Source organism: Flavobacterium sp. MMS24-S5 (genome assembly GCF_050320125.1).
GTDB lineage: Bacteria > Bacteroidota > Bacteroidia > Flavobacteriales > Flavobacteriaceae > Flavobacterium > Flavobacterium tyrosinilyticum.
On sequence record NZ_CP190016.1, the window covers coordinates 3,066,348 to 3,082,896 of the forward strand.

16 protein-coding genes and 1 pseudogene are annotated in these 16,549 nt (G+C 31.3%); 9 read left to right on the forward strand and 8 right to left on the reverse strand.

Going from position 1 to position 16,549, the window contains the following annotated elements; genetic code table 11:
* Window positions 1-20 precede the first annotated feature (20 nt).
* The 4 genes from ACPWTF_RS14215 to ACPWTF_RS14230 are packed head-to-tail and all read right to left on the reverse strand — an operon-like array spanning window position 21 to window position 740.
* Window positions 21-164: an rSAM-modified peptide gene (locus tag ACPWTF_RS14215; protein WP_379794904.1), complete on the reverse strand. Its 144-nt coding sequence runs from the start codon at window positions 162-164 to the stop codon at window positions 21-23.
* Between the two features lie 46 nt (window positions 165-210).
* On the reverse strand, window positions 211-360 hold the full coding sequence (locus tag ACPWTF_RS14220) for a TIGR04149 family rSAM-modified RiPP (RefSeq protein WP_427871694.1): 150 nt from the start codon (window positions 358-360) through the stop codon (window positions 211-213).
* Between the two features lie 46 nt (window positions 361-406).
* The gene (locus ACPWTF_RS14225) at window positions 407-553 is read right to left on the reverse strand and encodes a TIGR04149 family rSAM-modified RiPP (protein WP_427871696.1); all 147 of its coding nucleotides are present in this window, start codon (window positions 551-553) and stop codon (window positions 407-409) included.
* A 46-nt stretch (window positions 554-599) separates the two neighbouring features.
* Window positions 600-740: a hypothetical protein gene (locus ACPWTF_RS14230; protein WP_427871697.1), complete on the reverse strand. Its 141-nt coding sequence runs from the start codon at window positions 738-740 to the stop codon at window positions 600-602.
* A gap of 551 nt (window positions 741-1,291) precedes the next feature.
* Between ACPWTF_RS14230 and ACPWTF_RS14235 the strand changes: the two genes are divergently transcribed.
* The 9 genes from ACPWTF_RS14235 to ACPWTF_RS14275 all read left to right on the forward strand — a co-directional run bounded on the left by ACPWTF_RS14235 (window position 1,292) and on the right by ACPWTF_RS14275 (window position 13,915).
* Entirely contained in the window at window positions 1,292-2,884 is a 1,593-nt protein-coding gene (locus tag ACPWTF_RS14235) for a vitamin K epoxide reductase family protein (protein ID WP_427871698.1), read from the forward strand.
* Window positions 2,885-2,947: 63 nt separating this feature from the next.
* A complete protein-coding gene (locus tag ACPWTF_RS14240) occupies window positions 2,948-3,130 on the forward strand; it encodes a hypothetical protein (RefSeq protein WP_379794900.1) in 183 nt (60 codons plus the stop codon).
* Window positions 3,131-3,389: 259 nt separating this feature from the next.
* Window positions 3,390-3,581: a hypothetical protein gene (locus ACPWTF_RS14245; protein WP_250834424.1), complete on the forward strand. Its 192-nt coding sequence runs from the start codon at window positions 3,390-3,392 to the stop codon at window positions 3,579-3,581.
* 657 nt (window positions 3,582-4,238) lie between these two features.
* Window positions 4,239-5,801, forward strand: a complete 1,563-nt coding sequence (locus ACPWTF_RS14250) for a TlpA family protein disulfide reductase (protein WP_427871701.1) — start codon at window positions 4,239-4,241, stop codon at window positions 5,799-5,801.
* An 8-nt stretch (window positions 5,802-5,809) separates the two neighbouring features.
* Window positions 5,810-6,898 (forward strand): DUF6625 family protein, encoded by a 1,089-nt coding sequence (locus tag ACPWTF_RS14255; RefSeq protein ID WP_427871703.1) that lies wholly within the window; start codon window positions 5,810-5,812, stop codon window positions 6,896-6,898.
* Window positions 6,899-7,009: 111 nt separating this feature from the next.
* Window positions 7,010-9,202 carry a peptidase domain-containing ABC transporter gene (locus ACPWTF_RS14260; protein WP_427871704.1) on the forward strand — a complete coding sequence of 731 codons (2,193 nt, stop codon included), beginning with the start codon at window positions 7,010-7,012 and terminating at the stop codon, window positions 9,200-9,202.
* Window positions 9,203-9,204: 2 nt separating this feature from the next.
* On the forward strand, window positions 9,205-10,494 hold the full coding sequence (locus tag ACPWTF_RS14265) for an HlyD family secretion protein (protein WP_427871706.1): 1,290 nt from the start codon (window positions 9,205-9,207) through the stop codon (window positions 10,492-10,494).
* A 51-nt stretch (window positions 10,495-10,545) separates the two neighbouring features.
* Window positions 10,546-12,198, forward strand: a complete 1,653-nt coding sequence (locus ACPWTF_RS14270; RefSeq protein ID WP_427871708.1) for a S41 family peptidase — start codon at window positions 10,546-10,548, stop codon at window positions 12,196-12,198.
* 82 nt (window positions 12,199-12,280) lie between these two features.
* Window positions 12,281-13,915: a S41 family peptidase gene (locus ACPWTF_RS14275; protein WP_427871710.1), complete on the forward strand. Its 1,635-nt coding sequence runs from the start codon at window positions 12,281-12,283 to the stop codon at window positions 13,913-13,915.
* Window positions 13,916-13,964: 49 nt separating this feature from the next.
* Here ACPWTF_RS14275 and ACPWTF_RS14280 read toward each other — a convergent pair whose 3' ends face one another.
* The 4 genes and pseudogenes from ACPWTF_RS14280 to ACPWTF_RS14295 all read right to left on the reverse strand — a co-directional run bounded on the left by ACPWTF_RS14280 (window position 13,965) and on the right by ACPWTF_RS14295 (window position 16,542).
* Window positions 13,965-14,672, reverse strand: coding sequence for a tRNA1(Val) (adenine(37)-N6)-methyltransferase (locus ACPWTF_RS14280; protein ID WP_427871712.1), 708 nt, complete (start codon window positions 14,670-14,672; stop codon window positions 13,965-13,967).
* 127 nt (window positions 14,673-14,799) lie between these two features.
* Window positions 14,800-15,153, reverse strand: coding sequence for a four helix bundle protein (locus tag ACPWTF_RS14285; RefSeq protein WP_095929707.1), 354 nt, complete (start codon window positions 15,151-15,153; stop codon window positions 14,800-14,802).
* A gap of 289 nt (window positions 15,154-15,442) precedes the next feature.
* A pseudogene (gene rimM / locus ACPWTF_RS14290) lies at window positions 15,443-15,966 on the reverse strand (ribosome maturation factor RimM).
* Between the two features lie 15 nt (window positions 15,967-15,981).
* Window positions 15,982-16,542 (reverse strand): 30S ribosomal protein S16, encoded by a 561-nt coding sequence (locus ACPWTF_RS14295; protein ID WP_248729074.1) that lies wholly within the window; start codon window positions 16,540-16,542, stop codon window positions 15,982-15,984.
* Between the last annotated feature and the right edge of the window lie 7 nt (window positions 16,543-16,549).

Genomic DNA, 16,549 nt, shown 5'->3' on the forward strand with positions numbered 1-16,549 from the left:
TTTCATATGATATAACTTTTTTAATTGTTTCCATTTCCGCCAGTTTTCTTAGGCTCGTTTGGATCAATAGTTGGATCGTCACCTCCTCCTTTAATTGTTTTTTGCTCTTTTCTAGAGATTGTTTCTAATTGAAAATTTTCGAATGTTAATTTGTTATTTTTCATGACTTTATTTTTTTGGATTAGTTTTTAAAAGAGTTTTTTCTATTGTTTATGGATTCCCGTTTCCGCCAGTTTTTCTAGGCTCGTTTTGGTTATTTGGATCAATAACTGGATCGTCACCTCCTTTAATTGTTTTTAGCTCTTTTCTAGAGATTGTTTCTAATTGAAAATTTTCGAATGTTAATTTGTTATTTTTCATGACTTTATTTTTTGGATTAGTTTTTAAAAGAGTTTTTTTCTATTGTTTATGGATTCCCGTTTCCGCCAGTTTTTCTAGGCTCGTTTTGATTATTTGGGTCAATTGGATCATCACCTCCTTTAATTGTTTTTAGCTCTTTTCTAGAGATTGCTTCTAATTGAAAATTTCCGAATGTTAATTTGCTATTTTTCATGACTTTATTTTTTTTGGATGAGTTTTTAAAGAGTTTTTTCTATTGTTTATGGATTCCCGTTTCCGCCAGTTTTTTTAGGCTCGTTTTGATCATTAGGGTCTATATTTCCCCCTCTTATTATTTTTTTTTCTTCTTTAGAAAGTTTATCTATTTGAAAATCGTTGAATGTTAATTTTGAATTTTTCATGTTTTTGATATTTGTATTATTAAAAATTAGTACTATAAATCTTTCATAAATATTTTTTGGCAGTCATATCAGATGCGATAAAAAACAGCGCTAAAAATTGATTATGTAAAGTTTTTTGGGTTTATTTTTTGGTCTTTAAAAGCAGTAGAAAAAAGATTTATTTATAAGTTAATTCCGATTTTTTAAAATTGTTTTTCTTTGCTTTTTTGGGAGTGTTTTTTGTTCTTTTGGATGATCGATTATGGACTAAAATTGGTCATTTTTTGCATCCTCTTTTTATGATTTTTTCTTGTAAAATCAACTCTTTTTTAGGGCCTATTTTTCATGTTTATTAATGTTTAGATTATTACTTATCCAAAACTAGATAAAAAGCGAAACCGTTAATCGAAAATGGGCTTTTGAAGCTTTTTGATAAATAAATAAACATTTAAAACCTTGTATTTCAATACTTTGTAGTGGTTACTATACTTGGTATAATTTATAAATTGTATGTGGTATAATTAATAAAATGTATGTGTTCATGCGATTTTAATCAATAAAAACCCCAATCTTTGCAGTGTAATTATGATTTAAAAACGATCCAAAACGATGTTAAAGCTGTTCAAAAATTTCTGCAAATCAATCGCTACTCAGATATCAAAAATGAGTTTAAGGATCTGTTTTTGTCACATCCAAATTATCCGAGTTTGTTTGCCATTACAGACTCGTTTGATTTGCTTTCTGTGGAGAACGCAGCAGTGAGAGTTTCGAAAGAGCAGATTGAAGATTTGCCTTCAAACTTTTTGGCTTATTTTAAAGACGAATTAATACTGGTAGAAAAAATTAAAAGCGGCGTTAGAATCACAACCACAAAAAAAGGAACCCAAAAGTTATCTTATGATAAATTTCTTTTAGACTGGAATGGTGTAATTGTAGCCATTGAACCAAACAATGTAGTAGCAAGAGATAATCTTAAAATAGAATACAATTGGTTGAAATATTTTCTGCCTCTTGCCCTAGTAGCTGGATTATCTTTCTTTTTTAATCGTTTTGATTGGTTTAGCGCTTCCTTTTTGGTAACATCGGTATTAGGTTTTGTCGTAAGCATATTTATTGTACAGGAGAAATGGGGAGTTAAAAACACAGTAATTTCTAAATTCTGTAATTTAAGTTCAAATACTTCTTGCCACTCTGTAATAAGTTTCAATGATGATATTGCAAATAGATGGTTGAGTTTCTCAGATTTGCCATTGCTTTTCTTTGGATCAAGCATCATCGCCATATTAGTTCAGCCTTTAAGTTCGGCTATTTTTATTGGATTCTTAAGTCTATTAGCCATTCCAATAATAGTTTGTTCGATTTGGATTCAGAAATTTGAGATTCAAAAATGGTGTATAATGTGCTTAGCAATATCATTTTTAATCTTAGTTCAAAGTATAGTTTGGTTTTCGTCAGATCTCTTTACGTTGAGTTTTAGTTTTAATGCCATTTTTCCTTATGTGTTTTCTTTACTGCTTTTAATTCCAATCTGGGCGACAGTTAAGGTGATGATTAAAAAAATGCTTGATAATGAGAATTCTTTAAAAGAGCTTAAGAAATTTAAAAGAAATTATTCACTATTAAATTTCTTGTCTAAAAAAGTAAAATATACAAAAGGATTTGAAGATTTGAGAGGTTTGACATTTGGTAATAAAAATGCAGGAGTTAGACTTTCTGTTATTCTTAGTCCAAGTTGTGGACATTGTTATAAAACTTTTCAAGAAGCTTTTGATTTAGTATTGAAGTTTCCAGACAAAATATTTTTGAATGTTCTTTTTAATATTAACCCCGAAAACAACGATAATCCTTATAAAGCAGTTGTAGAAAGACTATTAACAATTAATAGAACAACGCCAGGAAAAACAGTTGAAGCAATCTCAGATTGGTATATCAAGAGAATGGTTCATAAAAAATGGCTTAAAAAATGGAATGTTGATTCTGTAAGCATGATGATAAATCAGGAAATTCAGAAACAATATGATTGGTGCTCTATGAACAATTTTAATTATACACCTATTAAAATTGTCAATGAAAGGCTGTTTCCAAATGAATATGAATTGAATGAACTGAAATATTTCTTGAATGATTTTGTTGAGGAAGTTCAAGTTTTAGAGAAGACAGCATAAAAAAAACAGAAATTTCGACTGTTCAAATAGAAAATGTTAATCCCCGATTTAAAACCTGCAGTTATGTTAAAGAATATTTTGAAATTGAAAGGTGCGGTAGAATTGACTGCAAATGAGCTGAAAACAATGAACGGAGATCATGCTCCTATTTGTGAAGATGGATTTAAAGCGAAAAGATGTACAGAATTTGGAACGGTGCCGGCACATTGGAACTGCATACCAAATAGTTATGTTGGAAGCTGTTAAGGAAAATATTAAGCATCAAGTTATTAAGGATTTGAGGCTTAAACTCAAAAATGTAAATAACCAGTTATGTTAGAAAAAATTTTAAAAAGCAAAGAAACAAGAAAGCTGACAAAAAAAGAGCAGAAAAGCATTTTAGGAAGTGAGTATTCACAAGAACTGAATTGCAATGATACTGCTGTCGAGAAATATTATGCTTGCTAATTTTAATGTTTAGATAGTAACAATCAAGCACTGTTATTATATAAAAAAGGTATTAAATATGTTAAAGAAGATCTTAAAACTCGAAGGTGCTCAGTACATTAACAAAAGTGTACAGAAGACCATGAAAGGAGGAATTCCAGATTGTTGGGTTTATGCTTTGGAAGCAGGATGCATTTTAATACCGTTAGGCGAAACTTGTCCGCTAAATACATCATCGGGTATTTGTGATACAAGCCGTCTTTGTTGTTGATTTTTAACTTTTTTAAAAGTAATACGATATAGCCTTATTTAGAATTTAGTCATGTTTTTTTTGAATGTATAGGCGCTCGATCGTGGAACATTGAGCAAATTCTCAGTATTGATGATTGGTACTGAGATTCTTAGGAGTTGGTCGCTGTGTTAATTTTATTTGGTTAGGGTAACCGCGACCATGTCCTAAAGAAATTGTGTTGCTAAAAATTTGTTTTTAAATACGAAACAGAGAAGATCATATCTTCTCTGTTTTTTTATGTTAAAATTCTAATATTGCAATTATGTAAGTTTAAAAGTGTTATATTTATAATAACAGTAGGTTTAATCTTAAAATTATAAATTTGATCGCGAGCAAATCATAAAATTTTAAAATTATTCCTGCAGAATATTTTTTAACTATAACATTTTTAAATTATGAAAAATTTACAAAAATTTGGTAAAGCTTTAAGCAAAGCTGAAATGAAAAGTATTAATGGCGGATTTTCTTGCTCTTGCAATGGTCGCTATCTAGGAGAGTATTCTTCTGCGAGCGCATGTTGTTCTGCTTGCAATGTAAGTTGCTAAATTGCAGAGTAGGGTAAGGAGGCAACTCCTTACTCTTTATAAAACCTTTTTTTAACCAGCAATAAAGCCTCTAGAATTACCTCAAATTATTATGATTATAAGTATTTATAAATATCAACAAAGACTCCTAGTTTTGCTTCTTGTGCTATTTTTTAATCAGGAAACTTTTTCGCAAAATAGTGCAGTTATTCTAGGCAAAGGTTTTGATAAACAAAATGGCAAACTTCTTAAAGTTGCAAAACCAATTGGAAATTATCCTAAAAGTTTTTATAAAAAAAATAGCGACGATATAAAAGTTGAAAATGGACAATTTGTAAAAGAATTAGAATTAGATTCTAACGGCTTTGTTACCATTTATGAGGATCCATATATGTTTGGAAGCTTTTCTTTTTTTGTAGAGAAAGGAGATTCCATAATAATAGAACAAAAGAAAGATAGAATTGAAATAAGTGGGAATAATTCAGCTTTTAATAACCTTTATACAAATAATTCATATTTAAAAGTAAGTCCAGATAGTGTTTTTGATGTTTTGACGGTTTTAAAAAAGTACAAAAATGCTGATGATGTTATTAAAAATATAGATATTCAAAAACAAAAAATATTTAATTTTTACCAAGCTTTACACAAAGAGAAAAAAATTAGTGCGAACTGTTTGAAAGCAGTTAATGCTGAAATAGATGGCCGAATTAATTTTTTTGCGGGTAATTATTCAGAAAACGGAAGAAGCGAGGAAACGAGAAAAAAACTAGGATTAGCATTTGATACTAAAGAAGCTCAAAAATTAGTTGAGTTTTATAATTCAAAATATTCTGTATTTAGCGAAAATAGTTTGTATAGTACCATATTGGATCAAAACCTCTATATGACGGGTTGGAATATGGAAGCACAGGCCAAAAAGACAAATAAAAAAGTCAACAGGTTTTGGAATCAATTTGATGAGCTATTTAAAAGTTGCAGATCAAATTTTGGTGTAATTGATTTTGTAGAGCCCGAACAATACAAAGAAATATATATTGCAAGTTGTATTTTTGAGTCAATACGATTCAATTGTGTAAAAAATAAAAAAGACTTAATAGCTGTTTATAGGGCTTTTATAAAAAAATACCCTGAAAGCAATTATAATACAATAATAGAGAATCTTCTTTTTGAAGATGATCTAAAGCAAAAGGAGAACAATAATTCTCCAATAGGAAGTTTAAGTTCGTATGACGCAGCTGTTGGGTTGTCGATTTCAAATAGCCGTATTGATGTAAAGAAATCCTTTGAGGAGGCAATTGCTGAAAAATATCCAAATCAAAATTTATTCATTGATTTTTGGGCAACATATTGCTCTCCATGTATCAAACAATTTGAATATAATGACGAATTGCATCTGTTCTTAAACAAACAGGATATCAAAACGATTTATGTGACTATTGATAATGAAGCAAGTGTCGATTTATGGAAGAAAATGATTAGCGATTACAGTTTAGTTGGGTATCATCTTTTTGCAAGCGAGGTTTATAGAAATGAAAAAATAATGAAAGAAGTTATCGATTATGTGCCTCATTATTTTGTTTATAATTACAAAACAAAAAAAATAACTTTAGTTGAAGGTTATCCAAGTGAGAAACAAAAATTTTATGATAAAATAACGGCTTCCCTTATTAAATAAACTAGAGCATGGATAATTCCAAGAAAATAGCTTTGCTGTATCCTTACTATGGGAAATTTCCATGGTATTTTAAATTTTTCATTGAATCATGTAAGTACAATCCATCAGTTGATTTTATAATTTTCACAGACATAAAAATTAATGAAGAACTGCCAAAAAATATAATCGTAATTGAATACTCATTTTTAGAATTGAAAAAATTAATAAGTGAGAAAATGGGCTTTTCTGTTTCATTGAAATCTCCTTATAAATTATGTGATTTTAAACCTGCATACGGAGTAATTTTTTCAGAATTTATTACGGATTATGATTTTTGGGGACATGGAGACATTGATTTAATCTTTGGAAATATAAGGACATTTATGACCGATGAGGTTTTAGATAATTTTGATGTAATCTGTGTTAGGGATGAATACGTTACAGGTTTTTTTACTTTATTTAGAAATAATGAGTTTGTAAATAAATTATATGAGGAAAGTAAAGATTATAAGTTTGTTTTTCAAAACGAAAAAAACTTTGTATTTGATGAATGTGGCAACTTGTTTTCAGAGCTTCAGGCGGGAGAATCTATTTTTGAATTAGAATCGGAAATAGAAACAATGACTCATGTGATAAAAAGACTTAATCAGGAAGAAAAAATTAGAGCCTATTTTGATTTCTTTGTTGTCGAAGGTATTCCAGGAAATTTACTTTGGGATAATGGTACACTCAGCTTTAAAGATCAGTACGAAATACTATTGTATCATTTAATCACATTTAAGAATTTTCCACACTTTGTACCTTTTTTTTGGAAAAAAGTACCTTCAAAATTTTACATCGGTAAGAATTACTTTTCCTCTTATCCCGAGAACTCCGCTAGAATTAAGTTCTATAAGATATTCTTTCAATTTTATTTAAGCATTTTAAATCTAAAAGACGCATTTTTGAGATGGCTTGAAAATTTAAAAACAGCTGCATTATTATTTTTTAATAAAAACGCATATGATGTTACAGAGGTAGTTATAATCATAGATAATAAAAAAACAAGAAAGGTAAAAAGGTTAGAAAAAAAACAAATTGAAGGAAATGCTTCTAAAGAGATTTTTGGTATAAAATGATTATAGATATTGACAGAAGAGTTTACTGATTTATTTTTTATCTCATCTAATAATTTTATACTTTTTGTAAGTATTTTAGATTATATTGCTGTACAAAAAATTGAATGACAATTGAAAAAATTTCCCCATTATAAACAGGCAGATTATAAAGATTGTGGCCCAACGTGTTTAAAAATAATTGCAAAACATTACGGAAAAACAATCAAAATTCAGGAATTGCGTGATGCAAGCGAGACAACTCGTGAGGGAAGTAATCTACTTTTTTTAAGCGATGCTGCCGAAAAAACAGGCTTTAGAACTTTAGGGGTAAAGCTAAGTCTGGAGAGATTAGAAGAGGTGCCCTTGCCTTGTGTGCTGCATTGGAACCAAAACCATTATGTGGTACTTTATAAAATCAAAAAAGGGACATATTACATTTCTGATCCAGCTTTTGGATTAATTCAATATAATAAAGAAGACTTTTTAAAATTCTGGATTGGCAATAATGCCGACGATCAAACCAAAGAAGGTGTTGCACTGTTGCTAGAGCCAACACCAGTTTTTTTTCAGTCTGAATTTGATAAACAAGAAGGTGGAGAAATAGGTTTTGGACTATTATCGCATTATATTCTTCGCTATAAATCATTTTTGATACAGTTGAGTATCGGTTTACTGGCAAGCAGTTTACTGCAGCTTATCTTCCCTTTCTTGACTCAAAGTATTGTTGATGTCGGAATCCAAAATCAGAATCTTAATTTTATTTATCTGGTTCTTTTTGCACAGCTTTTTCTTTTTGCTGGAAGAACAGGTTTGGACCTTATTAGGAGCTGGATTCTACTACATTTATCAACCCGAATCAACATTTCTCTTATTTCAGATTTCTTTATTAAATTAATGAATCTGCCTATTTCCTTCTTCGATGTGCGAATGACTGGAGATATCATGCAGCGAATAAATGATCATCGCCGTATCGAAAAGATTCTGACCACATCATCACTCAATGTTCTATTTTCTGTAATTAATATGTTTATAATGGGAGCTGTTTTGGCCTATTATAATCTGCAGATTTTCTTAGTGTTTTTTGCAGGAAGTGTGTTATACTTTGGTTGGATAATTCTATTCTTGAAAAGAAGAGAAGCATTAGATTATAAACGATTTGCGGAAATATCGAATGAGCAGAGTAAAGTAATAGAGCTGATAAACGGAATGCAGGAAATTAAGCTTCATAATGCCGAAAAGCAAAAACGATGGGGCTGGGAGTATGTTCAGGCGAGACTTTTTAGGGTTTCGATAAAAGGATTGGTTTTGGAGCAGACTCAAACTATTGGTTCTTCAATTATTAATGAATTAAAAAACATTTTTATCGTATTTCTTTCGGCAAAATTAGTGATTGATGGTTCTATAACTTTAGGTATGATGCTAGCAATCAGTTCGATTGTTGGGAGTTTAAATGGGCCAATTACGCAGCTTATTGAATTTGTTAGGGAGCTTCAGGATGCTAAAATATCGTTAGCCAGATTGTCCGAAATTCATCAAAAAGAAGATGAAGTCCAACAAGAGGTCAACCAGACAAGTGAAGTTCCGCAAGATGTCGATATAGAAATTAAAAACCTTTCTTTTCGATATTTAGGTTCAGATATTCCTGTTTTAGACAATTTAAGTCTTGTAATTCCGAGCAATAAAGTAACAGCAATAGTGGGTGTTAGCGGAAGCGGTAAAACGACTTTAATGAAGCTCCTGCTCAAGTTTTACGAACCTGAAAAAGGAGAAGTGCTTATTGGAAACGCACAGCTTAAAAATATATCGCAACATGCATGGAGAGCTAATATTGGAGCTGTAATGCAGGAAGGTTTTATTTTTAGCGATACCATTGCTAATAATATTGCTATTGGAGTGGATAAAATCGATAAAGAAAGATTGCTTTATGCTGCAGATGTGGCAAATATTAAACAGTATATCAGTGAGCTGCCTCTAAATTTTAATACTAAGGTTGGTTCTGAAGGATTAGGAATGAGTACAGGTCAGAAACAGCGTCTGCTTATTGCAAGGGCGGTTTATAAAAACCCCGAAATTTTATTTTTTGATGAAGCGACTTCAGCCTTAGATGCCAATAATGAAAAAGAAATCATGAAAAAACTCGATATTTTTTTTAAAGACAAAACGGTTGTGGTAATCGCGCATCGATTGAGTACTGTTATGAATGCTGATCAGATTGTGGTTTTAGATAAAGGGAAAATCATAGAGATAGGAAGCCATTCGGCATTGGTAGAACAAAAGGGTAGTTATTTTGAATTGGTTAGAAATCAGCTGCAATTAGGAAATTAATCATGAACAAAGATACATTTGAATTAAGAAGCGAAGAGGTTCAGGATATCCTGACCAAAGTGCCACATTGGATGATACGATGGGGTACGGTTTTAATATTTGCCATAATTGTTTTACTTTTTTTTGTTTCCTGGTTTGTCAAATATCCTGATGTTGTAAAAACAGAAATTGTAATTACCACTAATATTCCGCCAGAGAAAATAGTTTCAAAATCTTCTGGACGTATTGAGGCTATTTTGGTTAAAAATAAAATGCTGGTTCCTAAAAACAGCACATTGGCTATTATTGAAAATACAGCCAATTACAAGGATATTTTTCGACTAAAGGATATTGTTGATAAATACGACATCAACAACTCGCAAAAAGAATTTCCTTTTGAGCAATTGAAAAATACGCAATTCGGTGAAGTAGAAAGTGCGTATGCTGTATTCCAGAAAGATTATCAGGCACAGGAACTCAATAAAGATCTGCATCCATTTCAGATCGAAAGTAGAGCGCAACAGTCCGAAAAAGTTCAAATAACAGAAAGGTTGGAAATCCTGCAACAGCAAAAAATAATTAACGAACGCGAATTGGAACTTCAGAAAAATGAAGTAGCTCGTTTTGAAACGCTGTTTAATAAAGGAATTATTTCTGCTCAGGAAATGGAAGTTAAAAAATTGAATTTCCTTCAGGCGCAAAAGAACTATCGAAGCCTGCTGTCTTCGATTTCTCAATTGAGGTCTTCTTTGATTGACAACACAAAATCAAGCCAGAATTTGCAAATAAATAGCACTAAAGAAGAAGTTAATCTCGATCGTAGTGTTTCGCAGTCCTTTTATCAATTGAAAAAAGTGATAAGAGATTGGGAGTTGGCGTATGCCTTAAAATCGTCAATTAGCGGAAAGGTTACCTTTTTGCAGGTTTGGAATGAAAATCAGACCATAAATGTTGGCGATAACGTGTTTTCGATTATTCCAGATGCAAAAAACAGTTTCATAGGAAAAGTAAAAGCTCCAGCTTTAAATTCAGGAAAAATAAAAGTGGGGCAGAGAGTGAATATTCGTTTGGCAAATTTTCCTGATAGAGAATTTGGGGTTCTAAAAGGACAGATTAAAAATATTTCGCTAGTGCCCGATAAAGAAGGAAATCTGCTTATAGATGTTGCGCTTCCAAACGGTTTGAAAACATCATACAATAAACAAATTACTTTCCAACAGGAAATGAAAGGAAATGCAGAGATTGTAACCGAAGATCTGCGTTTAATTGAGCGAATTCTGTATCAGTTTAAAAGCATTTTTGAACAAGTTTAAAAATTAACCAATCCCACATACCTAACCACTAATCAAAATCACAAATTTTAAATGAAAAAAACAGTACTTATTGCCTTTTTATTATTATTTCAATATACTTTTTCAAAACCAATAACTGAAACTCAAAAGCTTGCTGCAGCCTGCAAAGTCTGGGGTTTCCTAAAATATTATCATCCAAATGTTACCGATGGCAGTAAAAATTGGGATGAACAATTATTTCAAATTCTGCCAAAAGTAGAAGAAGCGAAGACTTCTGAAGCATTTTCTCTGATAATTGAAAATTGGATTGATTCTTTGGGAGAAATTAAAAAACAGGAATCTTTAAAACCTGCTGTAAAAAAAGAATATTTTGATAAAAATTTCGATTTGTCTTGGGTCAATAATAAAGAATTGTTCTCGAAATCACTTTCAAAAAAATTGAAATTTATTGAAGAGAATAGAATTCAGGAAAAACAGTATTATGTTGCTTATGAATTCGGAAGTAATGGACCTCCATTGCAATTTAAAAATGAAGTAAAATATGCAGATTTTAAATGGACTGATAAAAATCTTCGTCTTTTGGCGTTATTCAGATATTGGAATTACATTGAATATTTCTTTCCCTACAAATACCAAATGGATCAAAATTGGGATAAAGTATTAAATGAAATGCTGCCAAGATATTATGCGCCAGAATCTGAAAAGGATTTTAATTTGGCAATGCGTGAGATCTCTGTAAAGCTAAATGATACTCACGCCTCAACTAGTATGCCTCAATTGTTTGAATATTTTGGCGATAAATTTATTCCTGTAGACGTTACTATCATTGATGAAAAAGCAATTGTTGTTGCATTGAAAAATGATTCTCTGGCAAAAGTTAGTGACATTAAGATTGGCGACGTAATTACAAAAGTAGAAGGGAAGACTATTGCAGAAATTTTGAATGAAAACCGAAAGTATGTAGAAGGCTCTAACGAGCCGTCTGTTTTAAGGAATGTATATTGGGCAATTTTTAATGGTAAAACACCTTCATTTGAAATCGAGTATATTCGAGACGGAAAAACTTCAATAAAGTCTATTAATAGATATGAGTATGAAGATTTAAAAATTCAGTTTCCAGATAAAGAAAAATGGAAAATTTTAGAGGGCAATATCGGTTATGTTGATTTTAATGAACTTGATCCAGCAGATGTTCCGGCCTTAATTTCAGCCTTAAATAATACAAATGCAATAATTTTTGACAATAGAAATCGACCACACGAGGTTATGTATCCGATTGTAGATTGGCTTAATCCTGAAGAGAAAGAATTTGCCAGATTTCTTGATCCAGATGTAAATTATCCTGGACGTTATTATTGGAGAGAAGAAATTCAGAAGTGCGGGAAAAGCAATCCAGATCATTACAAAGGAAAAGTAATTGTGATAACAAATGAAAAAGCTGTAAGTCATGCTGAATTTACTGTAATGAGTTTACAAACGGTTCCTAATTGTGTAGTAATTGGAAGTCAGACTGGTGGAGCTGATGGTGCAAATTACAGATTCCAAATCATTAAAGGATTTGGTTCTTCATTTACCTGCTATGGAGTTTTTTATCCAAACAAAAAAGAAACGCAGCGAATAGGGATTGTTCCAAATATTGAAGTAAAACCATCTGTTTTAGGAATTCAGCAAGGAAGAGATGAGGTTTTGGAAAGAGCTGTTCTTTTTGCTAAAAAAGGTAAATAGAAAATTTAAATAGAGTCTTTGTCAAAGTTTTAAACTTTGACAAAGATGTCTTTTTATAATGAACCCGAATCGCAATTTTTAAATGAAAAGAACATTACTTATTACTTTCGTATTATTGTTTCAACTTTGTTTTTCTAAACCAATAACGGAAACTCAAAAATTAGCCGCAACGTGCAAAGTTTGGGGCTTTTTAAAATACTATCATCCAAATGTTGCTAAAGGAAATTTTAATTGGGACGACCAGCTTTTTAAAGTTTTGCCAAAAATAGAAGAGGCAAAAACAGATATACAGTTTTCAAATGTTATAGAAAAATGGATTAATTCTTTGGGTAAGGTTAAAGCTTATAAAGCAGAACTTCCAAATGAAGAAATAGATTATTTTGACAAAAATTTTGATCTTTCTTGGACACAAAATACAGTACTGTTCTCTAAGAGTCTGTGTCAAAAACTAAAATTTATTGAGCAAAATAGAATTAAGGGAAAACAATATTATGTTGAGAGTGGTGTTGAGTTTACAAATGAAGTAGAATACGATTTATTCGATGATAAAGATAAAAGCTTTCGACTTTTAGCTTTGTTTCGCTTCTGGAATTATGTTGAATATTTTTTTCCATACAAATATCAAATGGATCAAAACTGGGATTTAGCTCTAACCGAACTTTTGCCAAGAACAATTAATCCTGTTTCAGAAGTAGATTTTTATTTGTTGCTCAAAGAAATGAGTGCTAAATTAAATGATACTCATGCTTTGTTTGGAGCAAATAAATTATTCGAAATTTTTGGATGGAATTCGGTTCCTTTCGAGTTTAAATTTATTGGAAATAAAGCTATTGTTACCGGTTTTAAAAATGATTCTTTGTCTGCTATAAATGATATAAAAATAGGCGACGTTATCACAAAAATACAAGGAAGGTCAATAGATGTTCTCATAAAAGAAAATTTAAAATATGCCGAAGGATTGAATTATCCTGCGCAATTAAATCATTTAGAATGGCCAATTTTTAGTCAAAAATCTAATGTTTCAGAAATTGAATTTGTGAGAGATGGCAAAATAGGAGTAAAAGAAATTAATTATTATGAGTATAAAGATTTAAAAATTAATTATGAGAACAATAGTGAGAAATATAAATTCATAGAAAATAATATTGGTTACGCTAATTTGGCTGTCTTAACTCCAGATGACGTTTCTACTATGATGGAGAAGTTTAAAAATGCTAAAGCTATTATTTTCGACATTCGAAACTATCCTCAAGGAACTAATTTTGCAATTGCAGAATATCTAAACCCAGAACCGAAAAATTTTGTAAAATCTATAGATGCTGATTTAAGTTGGCCAGGGCGTTATATTTGGAGAAAAGAAGACACGCCTTGCGGGAAAGTTAATCCGGATTATTTTAAAGGAAACGTAATTCTTTTAGTGAACGAAAAATCGATAAGCCATTCAGAATTTACTGCTATGACACTAATGGTAGCTCCAAAAACGACTATAATTGGTAGTCAGACTGCAGGCACGGATGGAAGAAACTATAGATTTCAAATTATAAAAGGCCTTTGGACTTCCTTTACAACTTACGGAGTTTTTTATCCAAACAAAAAAGAAGTGCAACGTATAGGGATTGTTCCTGATATTGAAGTGAAGCCTAGTATTTTAGGCATTCAGCAAGGAAAAGATGAAATTCTAGATCGAGCTATTCTTTTTGCTAAAAATGGTAAATAATAAATTATAAATCTTTGTCAAAGTTTTAAACTTTGACAAAGATGTTTTATTACATCTTCAAATAAAAATCCTTAGTTAATTCAACATATTCTGGCGTATAAACATGACGATCAATTTCGATTATTAATTCATCAATTTCAATTTCTGAAGCTTCATTTCGGCTAAAAGCCAATAAACTACGCTTAATTTCAGATTTTGAGGTTCCTTTTACTCGAGTAATTTTAAAAGGGTATAGTTCAGCCTCTTTTGCTAGAGCAACAAATTTTTCTTCTTCTCTGAAAGGAAGAATAACTGCTAAAACTCCGTTTTCTGAAAGCAATAAATCGGCAGCTTCAACAATTTCTTCAAAAGGCATTGCATCTTGAAAACGAGCTAAATCACGCTGTTCATTATCTGTTTTGTAATCTTCAGCATAAAAAGGCGGATTCGAAACAATCAAATCATATTCGTCTTCTGGTTCTTCAATAAATTCATCTAAACCAGCATGAAAACAGAATAAGCGATCGCCCCAAGGAGAACTTTCAAAATTTTCTACCGCTTGTTCGTAAGCGTCTTCATCAATTTCTATAGCATCAATTTGTTCAGCATGACTTCTCTGTGCTAGCATTAAAGCAATAATTCCTGTTCCAGCGCCAACATCTAAAACACTAAACGGATTATGATGAATGGGAGCCCAAGCGCCAAGTAAAACACCATCAGTGCCTACTTTCATAGCGGTTTTGTCTTGTTTAACAGAAAATTGCTTGAACTGAAACATAAATTAAAATACCAATTTTTAAAATACCAAATTCCAATCTAAGAGCGGAAAATCCAAAATGAAAATTCCAAATTCCAATTGAAGTGGATAGTTTTGTTGAGCTGCAAAAGTAAGATTAAATAATAATTTATTGCTTAGAAGTTTTAGTAATTATGGCAGAAAGAATTTTTCGTAACTCTTCAATTTCAAATAATAAAGATTCTGAAAGTGAGTTTTGATCAGGATTTAAATCGTTTAAGAGCTGAAGCCAAAATTTAGATTCCTTAGCTTCTTTTCGCGCTATTTTAAGACGAAACAATAAATCTTTATCTCCAAGGTTTTCATTTGCTTCAATATAATTTGCTCCAACAGAACCAGATGAACGTACTAATTGTTTTCCGTCTTCAATATTAGAGGTGGTTTTAGGTAAAGCACGAATATAAATTCTGCATTCTTTCGCAAACAAAAAGGTTCTTTCTTCTAGATTGTATGGTTTACTCATGGTTGCTAAACTCCAATTTTTTTAAATTCCAAATTTCAATTTATTAAGCGTAAATATAAATAAAAAGACACAAAAAGAAGGTTTTTTCTTTCAAAAATAAACAAGAAAACTTTGATACCCAGAATTTGGAATTTTGAAAAAATTGAAATTTAACCTTGATTAAGGTTTGGAACTTAAAGAATCGGTATTTAACCTAATTTAAGGTTTGGAATTTGAAATTTAAAAAAGTTGGAATTTAACCTTGATTAAGGTTTGGAATTTGGAATTTTAAGAATTGGAATTTTTAACTTTAAAGGTACATCTCCACAAGACCTTCAGGAAGATCCATGATTACTTTTTTGTTCTCACGATCAATTTTTACAAGGAAATTATCAATCATTGGAACTAAGATTTCAACTTCACCATTTAAAACTTCAAAAAGAGGCTGTGCAGTTGAATCGTTGATAGAAGTTATTTTTCCGAAAACACCTAAACGCTGGTCTTCGATTTCAAAGCCAATAACTTCGTGGAAATAAAATTTGTTACCGGTAAGTTTTGGCAACATAGTTAAAGGAAGGTAGATTGCATTTCCTAATAAAGCATCTGCATCTTCTTCGGTATTTACATCTTCAAAACGAACTCTTAGAAAGTCGTTTTTGTGTAATGAACTTGTTTCAATAAAAAAGGAACCAAGTGTTTGTTGTGTTCAACAAACACTGATTCCAGATTTTCGTATAACTCAGGCTCATCTGTGTCTAAATAGACCAAGACTTCACCTTTGAAACTAAATTTTTTAGCGATTTTACCTAAATAAAAACAGTCTTCTTTACGCATTATCGCTAAGTAAAATTATGCTTCAGTTGTTTCGTTATTCTCTTCAGCAGCAGGAGCTTCTTCAGTAGCTTCAGCAACTTCTTCAGTAGCCTCAGTAGCTTGTGCAGCAGCTTCAGCTTCAGCTTGTGCAGCAGCAGCATCAGCAACACGTTTAGCGTTAACTTCTTGCTCAGCTTTTAAAGATTTTGCTTTAGCATCAGCTTTTGCTTTAGATAAACCATCTTTTTTAGCATCAACTTTACCAGCTTTTGATTCTAACCAAGCAGTTAATTTAGCATCTGCTTGCTCTTGCGTTAAAGCACCTTTACGAACTCCTCCATCAAGGTGGTGTTTCAATAAAGCACCTTTGTAAGAAAGGATAGCTCTTGCAGTATCAGTTGGTTGAGCACCATTATGTAACCATTTTACTGCGCTGTCAAGGTTTAACTCAACAGTTGCTGGGTTAGTGTTTGGATTGTAAGTACCGATTTTCTCTAAGTATTTACCATCTCTTTTTGAGCGTGCATCTGCAGCTACTACCCAGTAAAAAGGTTTTCCTTTTTTACCGTGTCTTTGTAATCTAATTTTTACTGACATAATCTTA

Coding starts and splice junctions, on each gene's coding strand:
- ACPWTF_RS14295 (WP_248729074.1), bottom strand. CDS start 16,542: ATGTCAGTAAAAATTAGATTACAAAGACACGGTAAAAAAGGAAAACCT.
- ACPWTF_RS14220 (WP_427871694.1), bottom strand. CDS start 360: ATGAAAAATAACAAATTAACATTCGAAAATTTTCAATTAGAAACAATC.
- ACPWTF_RS14285 (WP_095929707.1), bottom strand. CDS start 15,153: ATGAGTAAACCATACAATCTAGAAGAAAGAACCTTTTTGTTTGCGAAA.
- ACPWTF_RS14265 (WP_427871706.1), top strand. CDS start 9,205: ATGAACAAAGATACATTTGAATTAAGAAGCGAAGAGGTTCAGGATATC.
- ACPWTF_RS14275 (WP_427871710.1), top strand. CDS start 12,281: ATGAAAAGAACATTACTTATTACTTTCGTATTATTGTTTCAACTTTGT.
- ACPWTF_RS14225 (WP_427871696.1), bottom strand. CDS start 553: ATGAAAAATAGCAAATTAACATTCGGAAATTTTCAATTAGAAGCAATC.
- ACPWTF_RS14280 (WP_427871712.1), bottom strand. CDS start 14,672: ATGTTTCAGTTCAAGCAATTTTCTGTTAAACAAGACAAAACCGCTATG.
- ACPWTF_RS14250 (WP_427871701.1), top strand. CDS start 4,239: ATGATTATAAGTATTTATAAATATCAACAAAGACTCCTAGTTTTGCTT.
- ACPWTF_RS14255 (WP_427871703.1), top strand. CDS start 5,810: ATGGATAATTCCAAGAAAATAGCTTTGCTGTATCCTTACTATGGGAAA.
- ACPWTF_RS14270 (WP_427871708.1), top strand. CDS start 10,546: ATGAAAAAAACAGTACTTATTGCCTTTTTATTATTATTTCAATATACT.
- ACPWTF_RS14240 (WP_379794900.1), top strand. CDS start 2,948: ATGTTAAAGAATATTTTGAAATTGAAAGGTGCGGTAGAATTGACTGCA.
- ACPWTF_RS14230 (WP_427871697.1), bottom strand. CDS start 740: ATGAAAAATTCAAAATTAACATTCAACGATTTTCAAATAGATAAACTT.
- ACPWTF_RS14215 (WP_379794904.1), bottom strand. CDS start 164: ATGAAAAATAACAAATTAACATTCGAAAATTTTCAATTAGAAACAATC.
- ACPWTF_RS14245 (WP_250834424.1), top strand. CDS start 3,390: ATGTTAAAGAAGATCTTAAAACTCGAAGGTGCTCAGTACATTAACAAA.